The following is a 15,838-nucleotide window of genomic DNA, read 5'->3' on the forward strand; positions in this document are numbered from 1 at the left end:
GGCCGCGTGCCCTCCGAAAGTGGTGCCCCGGGTGACTTGTGGTGTTCATGTGGCCAAACAGCACGGTTGGGGTGCAGAATGTGCTACAACGCATCGGAGGCGGCATTCGGGAGCCGCACTGAAGCCGTTCCGCAGCTCGAATCAGGGCGTAGGGGAAGACGTCCCTCGTCGAGCAACAAGCGGAGGTAGCAGTGAGCACCCGTGGCAGCACCCGAGGTGTGGTGTACGTCCACTCGTCGCCGTCTGCGGTGTGTCCGCACGTCGAGTGGGCTATTTCGGGCACCCTGGGTGCCCGCGTTGACCTGAAGTGGACGGCGCAGCCGGCCAGTCCGGGTCAGCTTCGCGCCGAATGCGGTTGGCGCGCGCCCGCGGGCACCGGCGCCAAGCTGGCGTCCGCCCTCAAGGCGTGGCCGATGATCCGGTTCGAAGTCACCGAAGAGCCCAGCGCGGGCGTCGACGGCGAGCGGTACTGCTTCGCGCCCGGCCTCGGCCTGTGGCACGGCCGGACCAGCGCCAACGGCGACATCGTGGTGGGTGAAGACCAGCTGCGCGCGCTCGTCGCCATGACCCGCGGGGGTGAATCCCTCGCGCACAAGCTCGACGAACTCCTCGCCGCGAGCTGGGACGAGGCGCTCGAGCCCTTCCGCCACGCCGGCGACGGCGCCCCGGTCACCTGGCTGCACCAGGTCGGCTAGCCGCGGGACGGGGGCCGGTACGCTCACGGCGTGACCACCCCCGCCCCCAGCTCTCGCCAGCGCTGGCTGGTGCCCGTCGTGGTCGTCGTGCTGTCCGTGACCGTCGGGGCCGGCCTGCTCGCGCGTGAGCTCTACCGCCGGCCCGACCAGCCCGCCGACGACACCTCCGCCGCGGTCGCGACGCCGGCGACGTCGGGCAGCGGCGAGCCGGCCGCCGCGGACGCCGTGCGGATGACCGACGACGCGCGCGCCCATCCGCAGGCCGAGGCCGTCCGCAAGGTCATCGAGACGTACTTCTCCGCCATCAACAACAAGCAGTACCAGCAGTGGACGAGCGTGGTCAGCGCGCAGCGGGTGGCCGAGCAGTCGCTCACCACGTGGAAGAACGGCGTCCGCACCACAAAGGACAGGGACGCCGTCGTCTACCGGATCGAACGCGGCTCCGGCTCGTCGCTGCGGGTCCTGGTCGGGTTCACCAGCGTGCAGAACCCCGAGGACGCCCCGCCGTTCTTCCAGGAGCCGTGCATCAAGTGGCGGCTGGTGCTGCCGATGGTCGTCGAGCAGTCGGCGCTGAAGATCGATTCGATCGACAAGGGCCCGCCGCCCGAACACGAAAAATGCTGACGAAAAAAGGGGCCCGGCCGAAGCCGGGCCCCTTTTTTTCGCGTCCGTCAGGCCGCGGGGGTGAACAGCAGGGCGGTGTTGTGGCCGCCGAAGCCGAACGAGTTGCTGATCGCCGCGGTCAGCTCGACCTTGCGCGGCTCACCCGAAACGACGTCCAGCTGCACCCGCGGGTCCAGGTCGGTCAGGTTCATCGTGGCCGGCACGATGCCGTGGTAGAGCGACAGGATCGTGATGATCCCCTCGACCGCGCCGGCACCGCCGACGAGGTGGCCGAGCGCGCCCTTCGGCGCCGTCACGACCGGGTGTTCCCCGACCGCGTTGCGGATCGCCGCCGCCTCGCCGATGTCACCGACCACAGTGGACGTCGCGTGGGCGTTCACGTGCCCGACGTCCGCCGCGGTGACGCCGGCCATCTTCATCGCCGCGCGCATCGCGGCAATCTGGCCGATGCCCTCCGGGTGGTTGCCGGTGATGTGGTAGGCGTCGGAGGTGATGCCGTGCCCGGCGATCGTCGCGTAGACGCGCGCCCCGCGGGCCTTCGCCACGTCCGCGCGCTCCAGGATGACCACGCCGGCGCCCTCGCCGAGGACGAAGCCGTCCCGGTTGGCGTCGAACGGCCGCGAAGCCGCGCCCGGGTCGTCGTTGCGTGTGGACACCGTGCGGGCCTGGGCGAAGCCGGCCAGCGTGATCGGGTGGATGCACGCCTCGGCACCGCCGGCGACCACGACGTCGGCGCGGCCGGAGCGGATCATCTCGACCCCGCTCGCGATGCCTTCGGCTCCCGAAGCGCAGGCCGAAGCGGGCGAATGCACGCCGGCCCGCGCCTTCAGGTCGATGCCGACGTGCGCGGCCGGGCCGTTCGGCATCAGCATCGGCACGGTCAGCGGCGACACCTTGCGGAGACCCTGCTGGTGCAACAGGTCGTTCTGGGTGAGCAGGGTGACCGGGCCGCCGACACCGGTGCCGATCGACACGCCGAGGCGGTCGGGGTCGACGTCGGTGTGCTCGTCGGTCGGCTCGGTGTACCCGGCGTCGGCCCACGCCTGGCGGGCGGCGATCAGCGCGACCTGCTCGCAGCGGTCGAGCCGGCGGGCCTGCACCCGCGGGAGGACCTCCGACGGGTCGACGGCCAGCTGGCCGCCGATCTTCACCGGCAGCTGCAGCTCCTCGACCCAGTCGGCCTCGATCGCCCGGATCCCGCTCCGCCCGGCCAGCAGACCGTCCCAGGTGGACGTGACGTCCCCGCCGAGCGGTGTGGTGGCGCCGAGACCGGTGATCACGACGTCGATGTTGCTCATTTGAGTCTCCTCAAGGAGGGAAGAGGACTTACTTGGAGTTGGCCGAAACGTAGTTCACGGCGTCGCCCACGGTCTTGAGGTTGGCGAGCTCGTCGTCCGGGATCTTGACGCCGAACTTGTCCTCGGCCTGCACGGCGATCTCGACCATCGACAGCGAGTCGATGTCCAGGTCGTCCACGAACGACTTCTCGGCGGTGACGTCGTCCTGAGCCACACCGGCCACCTCTTCGACGATCTCGGCGAGGCCGGCGAGGATCTCAGCGTTGTCAGCCATGGGGTTGTTCCCTTCTCGGTCTTTCTGGGGTCGGTATTCCCTCGGGCGAGCGCCCGCGGGGAGCGTAACGGTGATCAGGGGCAGACGAACGCCTGCCCGGCGTAGGACAGGCCCGCGCCGAACCCGACCGCCAGCACCACGTCGCCGGGCTTCGCCGTCCCGGCCTTGCGCATGTGGTCCAGCGCGAGGGGGATGGACGCCGACGAGGTGTTGCCGGAGTACTTGATGTCGTCCGCGACGACCATGTCCTCACGGGCACCGTTGGCCCGGAGCTTCTTCGCGATCGCCTCGACGATGCGCAGGTTCGCCTGGTGCGGGATCAGCACGTCCACATCGGACGGCTTCAGCCCGGCGACGTCCAGCGCCTGCATCGCGATCGGCGCGATCTTCGTGGTCGCCCACCGGAAGACCGACTGGCCCTCCTGGTAGATGAACTTGTCCTCGGTCATCCCGATCAGGTCGACGAGGTCGCCGGCGCTGCCCCAGGAGACCGGGCCGATCTGCGGTTCGTCGGACGGGCCGACGACCGCGGCGCCCGCGCCGTCGGCGAAGATGATCGCGTTCGCGCGGTCGACCGGGTTCACCGAATCGGTGAGCTTCTCGGCGCCGATCACGAGGACCTTCTTGGCCGAGCCCCCGCGGATGAGGTCCGAGGCGACGCCCAGGCCGTAGCAGAACCCGGCGCACGCGGCGTTGAGGTCGAACGCGCCGGGGCTCGGGATGCCGATCCGGGCGGCGACCTGGGCGGCCGCGTTCGGGATCGGGGTCGGCATGGTGCAGTTCGGCAGGATGACCGTGTCCACTTCGGACGGATCGACCCCGGCGTCGGCCAGCGCGGCGGTGCCGGCGGCGACGGCCATGTCGGTCAGCAGCTCACCCTTGTCGGCGAACCGGCGCTCGACGATGCCGACGCGCGTGCGGATCCACTCGTCGTTGGTGTCCATGATCTTCGCGAGGTCGTCGTTGGTGACGACCCGCTCGGGCTGGTAGCTGCCGACACCCAGCACGCGGCTGCCGCGGGAGCCCGGGTTGAGGCTCAGGGCCGGTCGGTCGGTCACGAGGCGTCCTCCTGGCGCAGCGCGGCCAGTTCGGCCGGCGACTTCAGCGCGGTGGTAGTGGTGACGACGCCCTTGAGCTGCCGCTTGACCAGGCCGGTCAGGGTGCCCGCGGGCGCGAGTTCGACGGTGCGGGTGACGCCGAGCGAGACCAGGCCGTCCATCGTCAGGTCCCAGCGGACCGACCGGGTGACCTGCGAGACCAGTCGCTCCAGGTACTCGGCCCCGCTGGTGACGACGGCGCCGTCCGCGTTGGACAGCAGCGGCCGGGTGGGGTCGGCCGGGGTCAGCTCGGCGGCGTGGGCGCGCAACGCCTCTTCGGCGGGCGCCATGTACTGCGTGTGGAACGCGCCGGCCACCTTGAGGGCGCGGATCTTCGTGCCTTCCAGGGGTTCGGCGACGATCTTCGCGACGGCGTCGGCGGCGCCGGAGGCGACGATCTGCCCCGCTCCGTTGCGGTTCGCGGCGGTCAGGCCGCGTTCTTCCAGCCACGCGACGACCTGCTCGGGGTCCCCGAGCATGACCGCGGCCATCGACGTCGGTTCGAGCGCGCAGGCCTTGGCCATCTCGGCCCCGCGGACGGCGGCGAGCGCGACGGCGTCCTCGGGCTTCAGCACGCCGGCGATCGCGGCCGCGGCGAGCTCGCCGACGGAGTGACCGGCGACCGGCGCGTCCGCGGCGACCGGGGCGGTGGCCTGCAGGTGCTCGAAGGTGAGCAGCGAGAGGGCGACGATCAGCGGCTGCGCGACCGCGGTGTCCTGGATCTCTTCCGCGTCCGCCTCCGTGCCGAGGCGGAGCAGGTCGAGCCCGGCGCGGTCGGACCACTGCGCGACGCGCTCGCGCGCGCCGTCGAGGTCGAGCCAGGGCGTGAACATGCCGGGGGCCTGGGACCCCTGACCGGGAGCGAGGACTGCTGCTGTCACCCTCCAAGACAACACCGCGACGGTGCTTTCCGGGGATGCCGACGCTCACAGTGTCTACGCGGCGTCTTTGTCGGAACCCTCCAAAGACGCGCCGGAGAAGCTCGCGCGTAACCCGGATGCCTTGTCGGGTTCAATCACCTTTCGCTGTTAAGTCCGTCACGTGACGGGGCCCTCACCAAACGCCCCAATGTGGCGTTGGTTGCGTCCAGCGCACCCAATGTGGCGTTCGGTGCGTCAGACGCACCGAACGCCACATTGGGGCGCTTGAGTCCGGCCCTCACCAGAGGCCGCGGGCGCGGGCCAGCCTGCCCACCGTCAGCGCGATCCTCAGCACCAGCGCGTCCCGCGGGTCGGCCGGCTGGCAGCCGGTCAGCTCCGCCGCCTTCCGCAGCCGGTAGCGGACGGTGTTCGGGTGCACGAACAGCGTCTTCGCGCACGTCTCGAGCACGCCGCCGCTCTCCAGGTACGTCTCCACCGTGCGCTGCAGCGTCGGGCCCGCCTCCTCCAGCGGCCGCGCGATCGCGTCCACCAGCAGCCGCTCGGCCTCCGCGTCCCCGGACAGGGCGCGCTCGGGCAGCAGGTCGCCCGAGCGGACCGGCCGGGGCGCGCCCGGCCAGCCGACCACCGCGCGCAGGCCCGAGAGCGCCTCGGTCGCGCTGTGGTGGGCCTCGGCCAGCGACGGGACCGTCGGGCCGGCGACCACCGGGCCCTCGGCGAACGCTACCGACATCCGCGTGAGAATTTCCCGCTCCTTGACGCCGCCGTCGGTCGGCCCGCCGACCACGACGACCAGCCGGGAGCCCTGGACCGACAGCAGCACCGGGCGGCCCACGCGGGCGGCGCGGCTGCGGACCTCGAACACGACGGCGGGCGGGTCGTCCGACGGCGGGTTGCCGACCAGGACGGTCGCCGCCGCGGTCGGGTCCCAGCCCAGCGCCGTGGCGCGCGAGAGCACCGACTCCTCGGCGTCGCCGCGGACGATGCCGTCGACGACCAGCGCCTCCAGCCGGGCGTCCCACGCACCGCGCGCTTCCGCGGCGGCCGCGTAGGAGTTGGCCGCCGCGAACGCGATTTCCCGGCCGTAGCGCAGGATTCCTTCGATCAGCGCCGCCCGTTCCGCTTCGTTCGCGGCGAATTCGGGCAATTGCTCTTCGAAAACCTCGATGGCCAGCCGCACCATGCCGACCGCCTGGCGCAGGCTGACCCAGCGCGACAGCTCGGCCGGGGCGTCGCGGAACGCCTCGGTCGTCAGCTGCAGCGCTTCCTTCGAGTCCCGCAGCCAGTCGACGAAGCCCGCGGCACCCGCCTGGGTGATCAGCAGCACGCTCGCGCGCTGGTCGGCGGGCAGCCGGGCGAACCAGGTCAGCCGCCGCTCCATCACCGCGATGCTGGCGCTGGCCAGGCTGCCGGACGCGTGCTCCAGCCGCCGGAGCGTCTTCGCGGACAGTCCGTGGTGCTTCGGCACCCGGCGCGGGGTGGTGGTTCCATCCATGGTTGGAGCGATCCTACGTGCTCCGCAACTTTCGTAGCCCCCGGCGGCAACGCCGGACGGTAGGCGGAGCGTGTGAGTAATGCCTAGGATCGCGGGCACCGGGGAAGCAGGAGAGAATGGGGGAACCGGAATGACCGGTTTAGAGATCGACGCGATCTCCAAACGCTACGGCGACGTGGTCGCGTTGCGGGAAATGACGTTCGACGTCCGGCCGGGCGAATTGTTCGGGTTCGTCGGCAGCAACGGGGCGGGCAAGACCACGACCATGCGCATCGCGCTCGGCGTGCTGTCGGCCGACGCCGGCGAAGTGCGCTACGACGGGCAGCCGGTGACGCACGAAACGCGGCGCCACATCGGGTACATGCCCGAAGAGCGCGGGCTCTACCCGAAGATGAAGGTGGCCGAGCAGCTGACGTACCTCGCGCGGCTGCACGGCATGTCCGCGGCCGACGCGCGGGCGTCGACGGAGAAGTGGACCGAACGGCTGGGCGTCGCCGCCCGCCGCGAGGACGAGGTGCAGAAGCTCAGCCTCGGCAACCAGCAGCGCGTCCAGCTGGCCGCGGCGCTGGTGCACGAGCCGCGGATCCTGGTGCTCGACGAGCCGTTCTCCGGCCTCGACCCGGTCGCGGTCGACGTGATGAGCGCGGTGCTCAAGGAAAAGGCCGCCGAGGGCGTGCCGGTCGTGTTCTCCAGCCACCAGCTCGACCTCGTCGAGCGGCTGTGCGACCGGGTCGGCATCGTCCGGAGTGGACAGATGGTCGAGGTCGGCACGGTCGGCGAGCTGCGCTCCGGCGGGGCCGCGCGGCTGCGCGTCGACGTCCCCGAGGCGGGCGACGGCTGGGCCGACGGCGTCCCGGGCGTGCGGGTGCTCGGCCGCAAGGGCACGGTCACCGAGCTGGAGCTGGGTGCCGGCGCGGACGACCAGGACGTCCTCAAGGCCGCGCTGGCCACCGGGCCGGTGCGCGAGTTCGCGCGCGAACAGCCTTCGCTGGCCGACCTGTTCCGTTCCGTCGTGACGACCGAGGAGGTTCCCGCATGACCAGCCCGCTCCCGGACGTCCGGATGAGCCCGGCCGCTGCGGTGGGGCTGGTCGCTTCCCGCGAGATCAGCACCCGCGTGAAGTCGAAGGCCTTCCGCGTCAGCACGGGGATCATGCTGGTGCTGATCGTGGCCGGCATCCTGCTGCTCAAGCTGCTCTCCGGCGGCAGCGGCGCGGACCAGACCGTCGGCTACACGTCCGCGACCGCTCCGCTGTCCGCCCCGCTGAAGGCCGGCGGGCAGGCGGTCGACGAGAAGATCGACACGGTGCAGGTCGCCGACGAGGCCGCCGGGCGCGCGAAGCTGGCCGACGGCTCGATCGACGCGCTCCTGACCGGCGACGGCAAGAGCGTGCGCGTCCAGGTCAAGAAGGACCTCGACGGCAAGCTCGCGAACGTGCTGCAGCTGCTGGCGCGCCAGGTCGCGATCGACCAGCAGATCACCGCGCTGGGCGGCGACCCCGCGCGGTTCCAGGCGGCGGTCGCGGAAGCGAAGTTCATCGAGGACCAGCCGCTGGAGCAGCCGTACGACTACAACGGCGCGCAGCTCGGCCTCGGCATCGCCGCGGGCATCCTCATCTACCTCTCGCTGATGATCAACGGCCAGAGCGTGGCGCAGGGCGTCGTCGAGGAGAAGACGTCGCGCGTGGTGGAGCTGCTGCTCTCGACGATCAAGCCGTGGCAGCTGATGGCCGGGAAGGTGCTCGGCATCGGCGTGGTGGGGCTGATCCAGATGGTCGTGATCGGGGTCGGCGGGCTGGTGGCCGTCACGGCGACCGGGGCGCTGCCGGACCTGTCGCTGTCGGCGGCCGTCGGCACCGTGATCTGGCTGATCGTCTGGTACCTGCTCGGGTTCTTCATGTACTCGATCGTGTTCGCCGCGCTGGGCGCCCTGGTTTCGCGCCAGGAAGACGTCGGCGGCGCGACGATGCCGGCGTTGATGTTCGTGATCGCCGGGTACGTGATCGGTATTTCGGTGCTGCCGTCGAACCCGGGCAGCACGTTCGTCGAGGTGCTTTCCGTGATTCCGGTGTTCTCGCCGACGCTGATGCCGATCCGGCTGGCGATGGGCGGGGTCCCGGTGTGGGAAGCCGCGTTGTCGGTGGTGCTGGTGGTGCTGATGATTCCGGGGTTGATCTGGCTGGCCGCGCGGATCTACCGGAATGCGGTGATGCGCACCGGCGCGAAGGTGAAACTGCGCGACGCCCTGCGCGCCGCCTGAGGTTCGCCGATTGTTCATCCGGCCCTCGGACGCTTCGGTGTCCGGGGGCCGGAACAGTGTCTGCCCCCCAATGCTCGAGGCCGCCCGGCGCTCGCGGTTTACGCTGCGCCGGACGGCCTCGTCTCCCCGGTCCCCACCGGTGGAACCAGTATGGCCATCGCTGATCTTTCCGCGCCAGTCGTCTCACTCGATCGTGGGGCGCACGAGTTGCCGTAGCTGGGTACCTGATCCACGATCGCGTGCAACACAGCGGCACCACCGGCGAATCGGCGGGTGGAGATTCGGGCGCAAAACCCGTGGAGGGAGTTGGTATGGGCCAGCAACTGAAGGACGGGCTCGGGCAGGCGTGGAACCTGGTGGCCACGTTCGTCCCGAAACTCGTGGGATTCTTGATCATCCTGCTGATCGGCTGGCTGATCGCGAAGGCGGTTTCGAAAGCGCTGGGGCTGGTCCTCGGCAAAGTCGGGTTCGGGAAACTCGTGGAGAAGACCGGCCTTTCCGGGAACATCGGCAGCCAGAAGATCGACGCGGCGGGGATCCTCGTCAAATTGGTGTACTACTTCATCCTGCTGATCGCGCTGCAGCTGGCGTTCGGGGTGTTCGGGCCGACGAACCCGGTGAGCCAGTTGCTCAACGACATCATTGCGTTCCTGCCGCGGATCGTGGTGGCGCTGGTGCTGGTCGTGGTGGCGGCGGCGATCGCGAAGGTCGTGCGGGATGTGGTGGCCTCGGCGTTGTCGGGGCGGGGTGCGGCGCGTCCGCTGTCGCTGGCGGCGTACTGGCTGATCATGGCGTTCGGCATCATCGCGGCGCTGGGCCAGGTGAACATCGCGACGGCGATCACGGGCCCGGTCCTGATCGCGGTGCTGGCGACGATCGGCGGCGTGATCGTGGTCGGTTTCGGCGGCGGCCTGATCAAGCCGGCCCAGGACCGCTGGCGCGGCTGGATGGCGAACATGGAACACCAGCTGGAGACGCCGCAGCAGCGCTCCGGCGAGATGGGCACGGCCGAGCGGCCCCGCACGCCGGTGGGCGCGGACAACACGCCCACGCCGCCGGCGGGCACCCCGCGTCCGCCGGTGTGACGCGGTAGCGGAAGGCGGGAACGGGCTCGGCGGACGAGGAAGCCGCCGGGCCCGTTTTCGTGTTCCCGGTGGTCCTGAATGAGTCATTCAGGACCCCGGGAGATGCTGTTGGCTTATTCGGGACACCGACCCCCAGGGCCGTGAAGGAGCTCTCTCGCGACGAGGGTCAATGTCCGTGAAGGCCTCCTTACCGGGCATAAGAGCCGGTAAGGAGGCCTTCACGGCTTTCAAAGCCTCGTCACCGGCGCATCCACCCCGAATAAGCCAACAGCATCCTCTGGAGACCTGAATGACTCATTCAGGGCGTTCCGGTCGGCCAGGGCGAGTGAGGCCCCGCAGCTCGGCGCCCGTTTTCGTGTTCCCGGGGCTACCCTGGACCGATGGGGGTCGTCGCGGCGCTCTGGCGCTATCCGGTGAAGTCGATGGCGGGCGAACGGCTGACCGAGGTCGCCGTCGGCGAGCGCGGCCTCGACGGCGATCGCCTGTACGCGGTCCGCGACGCGAGCGGCAAGTTCGGCAGCGGAAAGAACTCCACCCGCTTCCGCCGCATGCCCGGCCTGCACGCCTTCGCCGCCCGCTACGACGGTGACGTCCCGGTGGTCACCTTCCCCGACGGGCGCGTCCTCCCCGGCACCGGAATCACCACGGAACTGGCCGACGCGCTGAGCATCCCGGACGTCGAGCTGGCGAAGGAAGCGGAAATCCCGCACCACGACGAAGCCCCCGTCCACCTGGTCACCACGTCCTCGCTGGCCTGGCTGGCCGAACGCGCGCCGGGGGTCGTGCTCGACGAGCGGCGGTTCCGGGCCAACGTCCTGCTCGACACTGGATCGAGCCCCGACCGCGCCGAGGAATCCTGGGTGGGGGCGCGGGTGCGGCTCGGCGAAGTGGAGCTGGAGGTCCTCCGCAAGGCCGTCCGCTGCGTGATGGTCGGCCTGCCGTGCGAAGACCTCCCGGCCGCGCCCGGGCTGCTCAAGACCATCTCCGAGGTGAACGACGTGTCCTTCGGCGTGCAGGCGCGCGTGGTCCGCGGGGGCGTGCTCCGCGTCGGGGATGTCCACGAGGTGGGATGTACCGCCCCTCACACTCCCTAGGGAATTCGCCCCGCGCGGAGCATGTTGGGAGCGGTAGGACGAAAGGGGCGTGCCGTGGACTTCCTGCTGCACCACGGGATCACCGTGCTGGGCCAGTGGATTTCGATCGCGGAGCTCGCCGGGCAGGTGTTCGCGCTGGCGGTCGTGTTCCTCGCGCAGCGTCGCACCCTGTGGACGTGGCCCGTGCAGGTCGGGGCGACCGTGCTGCTGTTCGCCGTCTACGTCTCCGCGCACCTCGGCGGCCTCGCCGCCCGGCAGGTCGCGATCCTCGCCATCTCGCTCTACGGCTGGTGGGCCTGGACGCGCCGCAAGGACCCGGTGTTCGGCGTCGTCGTCCGCTCGGGTCGGCTCGCCGAACGGCTGGCCATGCTCGGCGCCTTCGTCGTCGGCACGTCCGTGATGGCGCTGGTCCTCGACGCGCTGAACGCTTCCTGGGCGCCGTGGCCGGACGCCGCCATCTTCGTCGGCACCCTCGTCGCCTTCGGTGCGCAGGGCGCGGGGCTCGTCGAGTTCTGGCTGGTCTGGCTGGTCGTCGACGCGATCGGCGTGCCGCTGCAGATCTCCTCGGGCCTGTACTTCTCGGCCGCGATCTACATCGTGTTCGCCGGGCTCGTCGTGCACGGCTGGTGGAGCTGGAACCGCTCGGCCAAGCGCGTCGAGGCGCGGGTCATGGCAGCATCCAGCTGAGCACCGGCGTGCTCTGACCCCACACGATCAGGCACATCACCAGCAGCAGTCCCAGGCTCCACGGCAGCACCTTCCGCAGCAGCTTGCCCTCCTCGCCGGGCAGGTTCGCGGCCACGCAGGCGATCGTGAGGTTCTGCGGCGACACCATCTTGCCGAGGACGCCGCCGGAGCTGTTGGCCGCGGCCAGCAGCTCCGCCGGCAGGCCGGTCTTGGCCGCCGCCGTCACCTGCAGCGCGCCGAACAGCGCGTTCGCCGAGGTGTCCGAGCCCGAGACGGCGACGCCGAACCAGCCCAGCACCGGGGACAGGAACGCCAGGCCGGCGCCCGCCGCCGCGATGAACGTGCCGATGGTGCTCGTCTGGCCGGACAGGTTCATCACGTAGGCCAGCGCGAGCACGCCGGTGACCGTGAGGATCGCGAACCGCAGCTCCTTGACGGTGGCCAGCCACTCCTGCGCGGTCCCGCTCGCCGAGACGGCCAGCACCGCCGCCGTCAGGACGCCGGCCAGCAGGACGAGCGTGCCGCCGGTGTTGAGGAACGGCAGCGAGAAGGTGTTGCCGGAGACGGGTTTCCCGTTCGGCCCCGCCACGTTCAGCCCGGGCCAGTGGAACTTCCAGGTCGCCTTGTCCAGCAGCTTCTTCACCGGCGGCAGGACCGCGACGGAGAAGATCACGATGATCAGCGCGTAGGGCAGGTACGCCTTCACGACGTCGGCGCGCGAGTCTTCCGGCGGTGCCTCCGCGGTCGCCGTCCCGCCGGTGCCGATCCGGACGGCTTCGGGCACCGGCCGGCGGGTCTGGGGGAGCGCCACGAGCGCGGCCGCCCCGGCGAGTGCGGCGCCGATGTCGGCCAGCTGCGGCGACACGAAGTTGGACGCGAGGAACTGCACGAGCCCGAACGCGACCCCGCAGATCAGCGCGGGCAGCCAGGTGTCCTTCAGCCCGCGCCCGCCGTCGACGATCAGCACCAGCAGCAGCGGCACGACCAGCGCGAGCAGCGGCGTCTGGCGCCCGACGATCGAGGACACCTCCTGCAGCGGCAGGCCGGTGACCTGGGCGAGGGTGACCACGGGCGTGCCCATCGCGCCGAACGCGACCGGCGCGGTGTTCGCGACGAGCGCGACGACCGCGGCCTTCACCGGGTGGAAGCCGACGGCCACCAGCATCACGGCGCTGATCGCGACGGGCGCGCCGAAGCCCGCCAGCGCTTCCATCAGCGCCCCGAAGCAGAAGGCGATGATCAGGGCCTGGATCCGCGGGTCGTCGGAGATCCGGCCGAACGAGCGGCGCAGGACGTCGAAGTGCCCGGTCCGCACGGTGAGCCGGTAGATCCACAGCGCGTTGACGACGATCCACATGATCGGCCACAGCCCGAACGCGGCGCCTTGGAGCGCCCCGGAGACGGCCTGAACGACGGGCATCCCGAACGCGGCGACCCCGACGACGAGCGCCACGAGCAGCCCGATGAGGGCGGCGTGGTGCGCCCGCATCCGGACGGCGCCGAGGAGCACGAGGACGGTGGCCAGCGGCAGCACGGCGACGAGCGCCGACAGGCCCAGCGAACCAAGGGGGGTGAGATCCTGGACGAACACGGGCGACCTCCGTTTTCCACGATGCGAAAACGGCCTTTCGGCGAGTGCCCGAGATCTTCGTCACAAACCAGGCGGTCCGTCAAGAACTTGAGTCCGGTTGGCCCAGCGAGTCAGTCCTTCACGGGCTTCGGCAGGACGGCGAGCGCGGTTTCGGCGATCGCCCGGATCCCGGCCGGCGCGACGCCGCCCTTGCCCAGTGCTTCGAGGCCGCGCAGCACCGCCAGCACGAGCCCGGCGAGGCGGGCCGGGTCCTGGTCGCCGGCGAGGTCGCCGGCGCGCTGGGCGCCCGCGATGCACGTGGTCAGGTGATCCTGGATGTCCTCGAACAGCCGACGGCTGCGGGCCGCGACGGCTTCGTCGTGCTCGGCGCATTCGGCGGTGCTCTTCGCGATCAGGCAGCCCCGGCGGGCCTGGTCGGCGGCGACCGATTCCGCGATCGCGTGCACGTGGCCGCTCAGCCGCGCGTAGGCGGTGTCGTCGGGGCCGTCGAGCTGACGGCGCGTGCTCTCGGCCATTTCCGCGCAGTGGTGGTCGAAGACGCGCAGGTACAGCGCGTGCTTGTCGCCGAAGGCGCCGTAGAGGCTGCCCTTGCCGAGGCCGGTCGCGGCGGCGAGGTCGTCCACCTTGGTGCCCGCGTAGCCGGTCTCCCAGAACTGGTCCCGGGCGGTGCGCAGGACTGCCGCTTCGTCGAAGCTCCGGGGTCTCGCCATGGGCTCAGGATAGGCGTTCTTGACTATCCAGTCCAGAACGGCGTACGTTCTGGACGAGATAGTCAAGAACTCGGGAGGCATCGTGCAGCTGGAAGACAAGACGGCCGTCGTCACCGGCGGCGGCACCGGCATCGGGCTCGCCATCGCGAAGCGGTTCGCCGCCGAAGGCGCGCACGTCTTCATCACCGGGCGCCGCAAGGAGGTGCTCGACGCGGCGGTCGAGGAGATCGGCGACGGCGTGGAGGCGATCCGCGCCGACTCCTCGAAGCTCGCCGACCTCGACGCGGTCTACCGCGTGGTGGCCGAGCGGGGCCGGGGGCTGGACGTGCTGGTGGCCAACTCCGGCGGCGGGGAGTTCGCGCCGCTCGGCGAGATCACCGAGGAGCAGTTCGACACGACGTTCGGCACGAACGTCAAGGGCGTCCTCTTCGCCGTCCAGAAGGCGTTGCCGCTGCTGAACGCGAACGCGTCGATCATCCTCACCGGCTCGACGACGTCGACGCGCGTCAGCCCGGCCTTCAGCGTCTACGCGGCGACCAAGGCGGCGGTCCGCAACTTCGCCCGCAGCTGGGCGCTCGACCTGAAGGGGACCGGGACGCGGGTCAACGTCCTGAGCCCGGGGCCGACGCTCACCCCGGGCCTGCTCGGCCTGGTCCCCGACGACGGGCAGCAGGCCCTGGTCGACGGCCTCCAGGCCGAGGTCCCGCTGGGCCGCATGGGCGACCCGGCCGAAATCGCGGCCGCCGCGTTGTTCCTGGCCTCATCGGAGGCCAGCTTCGTCAACGGCGTCGAGTTCTTCGTCGACGGCGGCCAGGCGCAGGTCTAACGCAGGGTGGCGTGGCTCGGGGTCAGGTCCTTCAGGGTCCGGACGCCGAGCAGCTGCATCGTGCGGACCATTTCCGTCCGCAGGATGTCCACGCACCGCTGCACGCCGCGCTCGCCGCCGGCCATGAGGCCGTAGAGGAACGCGCGGCCGACCAGGACCGCGTCGGCACCGCGGGCGATCGCCGCGACGATGTCGCCGCCGGAGAGGATGCCGGTGTCGATCCAGACCTCGGCGCCGCCCTGGAGCTCGTCCAGCACCGCCGGGAGGAGCTCCAGGGGGGTCGGCGCGCGGTCGAGCTGGCGGCCGCCGTGGTTGGACAGCAGCACCGCGTCCGCGCCGTGCTTGACGACGTCGCGGGCGTCCTCGACGTTCTGCACGCCCTTGACCACGAGCTTGCCCGGCCAGGTGCGGCGCACCCAGTCCAGGTCGTCGTAGTCGAGCGTCGGGTCGAACAGCTTGTTGAGCAGCTCGGCGACGGTGCCGCCGAACTGGTTGAGCGAAGCGAACGTCAGCGGCTCGGTGGTGAGCAGGTTGAACCACCAGGCCGGGTGCGTCGCGCCGTCGAGGAACGTCTTGAGCGTCAGCGCCGGCGGGATGGTCAGGCCGTTGCGGACGTCCCGCAGCCGGGCGCCGGCGACCGGCGTGTCCACGGTCAGCATGAGCGTGTCGAAGCCGTTCTCCCACGCCCGATTCATCAGATCTTCACCGGCGCCGTGGTCGCGCCAGACGTAGAGCTGGAACCACTTGCGGGCGCCGGGCGCGGCCGCCGCCAGGTCCTCGATCGACGTCGTCGCCATCGTCGAGAGGCCCACCGGGATGCCGTTGCGCTCGGCGACGCGCGCCACCGCGCTCTCTCCCTCGTGCTGCATCATCCGCGTGAACCCGGTGGGGGCGAAGGCGAACGGCAGCGCCGAGGTCTTGCCGAGGATCTCGCGTGAGGTGTCCACATCGGACACCCCGCGCAGCACGTTCGGGTGGAATTCGACCCGGCGGAACGCCTGCCGCGCGCGGAGCAGGCTGTCTTCGAGCTCGGCGGCGCCGTCGGTGTAGTCGAACGCCGCCCGCGGGGTGCGCTTGCGCGCGATCATCCGCAGGTCGGCGATGGTGTGCGCGTTCGCCAGCCGCCGGTCGGTCGGGTTCAGCACGATCGGCTTGGGTCGCAGGATCTGCTTCAGCTCGTCCGGCTTCGGCAGGCGGCGCTTCGTCACCCTCATCAACTCCCTGA

At 70.9% G+C, this 15,838-nt stretch carries 16 protein-coding genes; 8 read left to right on the plus strand and 8 right to left on the minus strand.

What is annotated here, in order from left to right; translation table 11 throughout:
* Positions 1–191: 191 nt before the first annotated feature.
* Both EIY87_RS03610 and EIY87_RS03615 read left to right on the plus strand, forming a co-directional pair.
* Positions 192–695, plus strand: coding sequence for a DUF3145 domain-containing protein (locus EIY87_RS03610; protein WP_125306203.1), 504 nt, complete (start codon positions 192–194; stop codon positions 693–695).
* Between the two features lie 30 nt (positions 696–725).
* Positions 726–1,319 carry a hypothetical protein gene (locus tag EIY87_RS03615; protein WP_125306204.1) on the plus strand — a complete coding sequence of 198 codons (594 nt, stop codon included), beginning with the start codon at positions 726–728 and terminating at the stop codon, positions 1,317–1,319.
* A 47-nt stretch (positions 1,320–1,366) separates the two neighbouring features.
* On the opposite strand, the gene EIY87_RS03620 is transcribed toward EIY87_RS03615, so the two are convergent.
* The 5 genes from EIY87_RS03620 to EIY87_RS03640 all read right to left on the minus strand — a co-directional run bounded on the left by EIY87_RS03620 (position 1,367) and on the right by EIY87_RS03640 (position 6,361).
* A complete protein-coding gene (locus EIY87_RS03620) occupies positions 1,367–2,617 on the minus strand; it encodes a beta-ketoacyl-[acyl-carrier-protein] synthase family protein (RefSeq protein ID WP_125306205.1) in 1,251 nt (416 codons plus the stop codon).
* A 28-nt stretch (positions 2,618–2,645) separates the two neighbouring features.
* A complete protein-coding gene (locus EIY87_RS03625; protein ID WP_004559006.1) occupies positions 2,646–2,891 on the minus strand; it encodes an acyl carrier protein in 246 nt (81 codons plus the stop codon).
* 74 nt (positions 2,892–2,965) lie between these two features.
* Positions 2,966–3,949 (minus strand): beta-ketoacyl-ACP synthase III, encoded by a 984-nt coding sequence (locus tag EIY87_RS03630; protein ID WP_125306206.1) that lies wholly within the window; start codon positions 3,947–3,949, stop codon positions 2,966–2,968.
* Entirely contained in the window at positions 3,946–4,869 is a 924-nt protein-coding gene (locus EIY87_RS03635; protein ID WP_191983939.1) for an ACP S-malonyltransferase, read from the minus strand. The genes EIY87_RS03630 and EIY87_RS03635 overlap by 4 nt, the downstream gene beginning before the upstream one ends.
* 277 nt (positions 4,870–5,146) lie before the next feature.
* Positions 5,147–6,361: a PucR family transcriptional regulator gene (locus tag EIY87_RS03640; protein ID WP_125306208.1), complete on the minus strand. Its 1,215-nt coding sequence runs from the start codon at positions 6,359–6,361 to the stop codon at positions 5,147–5,149.
* A 130-nt stretch (positions 6,362–6,491) separates the two neighbouring features.
* Between EIY87_RS03640 and EIY87_RS03645 the strand changes: the two genes are divergently transcribed.
* The 5 genes from EIY87_RS03645 to EIY87_RS03665 all read left to right on the plus strand — a co-directional run bounded on the left by EIY87_RS03645 (position 6,492) and on the right by EIY87_RS03665 (position 11,486).
* A complete protein-coding gene (locus EIY87_RS03645; RefSeq protein WP_125306209.1) occupies positions 6,492–7,400 on the plus strand; it encodes an ABC transporter ATP-binding protein in 909 nt (302 codons plus the stop codon).
* A complete protein-coding gene (locus EIY87_RS03650; RefSeq protein ID WP_225439681.1) occupies positions 7,397–8,620 on the plus strand; it encodes an ABC transporter permease in 1,224 nt (407 codons plus the stop codon). The genes EIY87_RS03645 and EIY87_RS03650 overlap by 4 nt, the downstream gene beginning before the upstream one ends.
* 311 nt (positions 8,621–8,931) lie before the next feature.
* Positions 8,932–9,705, plus strand: coding sequence for a mechanosensitive ion channel family protein (locus EIY87_RS03655; RefSeq protein WP_125306210.1), 774 nt, complete (start codon positions 8,932–8,934; stop codon positions 9,703–9,705).
* 380 nt (positions 9,706–10,085) lie between these two features.
* On the plus strand, positions 10,086–10,799 hold the full coding sequence (locus EIY87_RS03660) for an MOSC domain-containing protein (protein ID WP_125306211.1): 714 nt from the start codon (positions 10,086–10,088) through the stop codon (positions 10,797–10,799).
* A gap of 54 nt (positions 10,800–10,853) precedes the next feature.
* Positions 10,854–11,486 (plus strand): nicotinamide mononucleotide transporter family protein, encoded by a 633-nt coding sequence (locus EIY87_RS03665; RefSeq protein WP_125306212.1) that lies wholly within the window; start codon positions 10,854–10,856, stop codon positions 11,484–11,486.
* Here the strand turns inward: EIY87_RS03665 and EIY87_RS03670 are convergent.
* Entirely contained in the window at positions 11,467–13,077 is a 1,611-nt protein-coding gene (locus tag EIY87_RS03670) for an L-lactate permease (protein WP_125306213.1), read from the minus strand. The two genes, EIY87_RS03665 and EIY87_RS03670, sit on opposite strands and share 20 nt — an antisense overlap.
* Positions 13,078–13,187: 110 nt before the next feature.
* Positions 13,188–13,787, minus strand: coding sequence for a TetR/AcrR family transcriptional regulator (locus EIY87_RS03675; protein WP_125306214.1), 600 nt, complete (start codon positions 13,785–13,787; stop codon positions 13,188–13,190).
* Positions 13,788–13,866: 79 nt separating this feature from the next.
* Between EIY87_RS03675 and EIY87_RS03680 the strand changes: the two genes are divergently transcribed.
* Entirely contained in the window at positions 13,867–14,613 is a 747-nt protein-coding gene (locus tag EIY87_RS03680) for an SDR family oxidoreductase (protein WP_225439684.1), read from the plus strand.
* Here the strand turns inward: EIY87_RS03680 and EIY87_RS03685 are convergent.
* Positions 14,610–15,821 carry an alpha-hydroxy acid oxidase gene (locus EIY87_RS03685; protein WP_125306215.1) on the minus strand — a complete coding sequence of 404 codons (1,212 nt, stop codon included), beginning with the start codon at positions 15,819–15,821 and terminating at the stop codon, positions 14,610–14,612. The genes EIY87_RS03680 and EIY87_RS03685 overlap by 4 nt on opposite strands.
* Positions 15,822–15,838 lie beyond the last annotated feature (17 nt).

The organism is Amycolatopsis eburnea, assembly GCF_003937945.1.
GTDB lineage: Bacteria > Actinomycetota > Actinomycetes > Mycobacteriales > Pseudonocardiaceae > Amycolatopsis > Amycolatopsis eburnea.

Excerpts from the sequence above, each read along its gene's own strand:
- EIY87_RS03620 (WP_125306205.1), bottom strand. The coding sequence starts at position 2,617 with ATGAGCAACATCGACGTCGTGATCACCGGTCTCGGCGCCACCACACCG.
- EIY87_RS03625 (WP_004559006.1), bottom strand. The coding sequence starts at position 2,891 with ATGGCTGACAACGCTGAGATCCTCGCCGGCCTCGCCGAGATCGTCGAA.
- EIY87_RS03640 (WP_125306208.1), bottom strand. The coding sequence starts at position 6,361 with ATGGATGGAACCACCACCCCGCGCCGGGTGCCGAAGCACCACGGACTG.
- EIY87_RS03645 (WP_125306209.1), top strand. The coding sequence starts at position 6,492 with ATGACCGGTTTAGAGATCGACGCGATCTCCAAACGCTACGGCGACGTG.
- EIY87_RS03650 (WP_225439681.1), top strand. The coding sequence starts at position 7,397 with ATGACCAGCCCGCTCCCGGACGTCCGGATGAGCCCGGCCGCTGCGGTG.
- EIY87_RS03655 (WP_125306210.1), top strand. The coding sequence starts at position 8,932 with ATGGGCCAGCAACTGAAGGACGGGCTCGGGCAGGCGTGGAACCTGGTG.
- EIY87_RS03660 (WP_125306211.1), top strand. The coding sequence starts at position 10,086 with ATGGGGGTCGTCGCGGCGCTCTGGCGCTATCCGGTGAAGTCGATGGCG.
- EIY87_RS03675 (WP_125306214.1), bottom strand. The coding sequence starts at position 13,787 with ATGGCGAGACCCCGGAGCTTCGACGAAGCGGCAGTCCTGCGCACCGCC.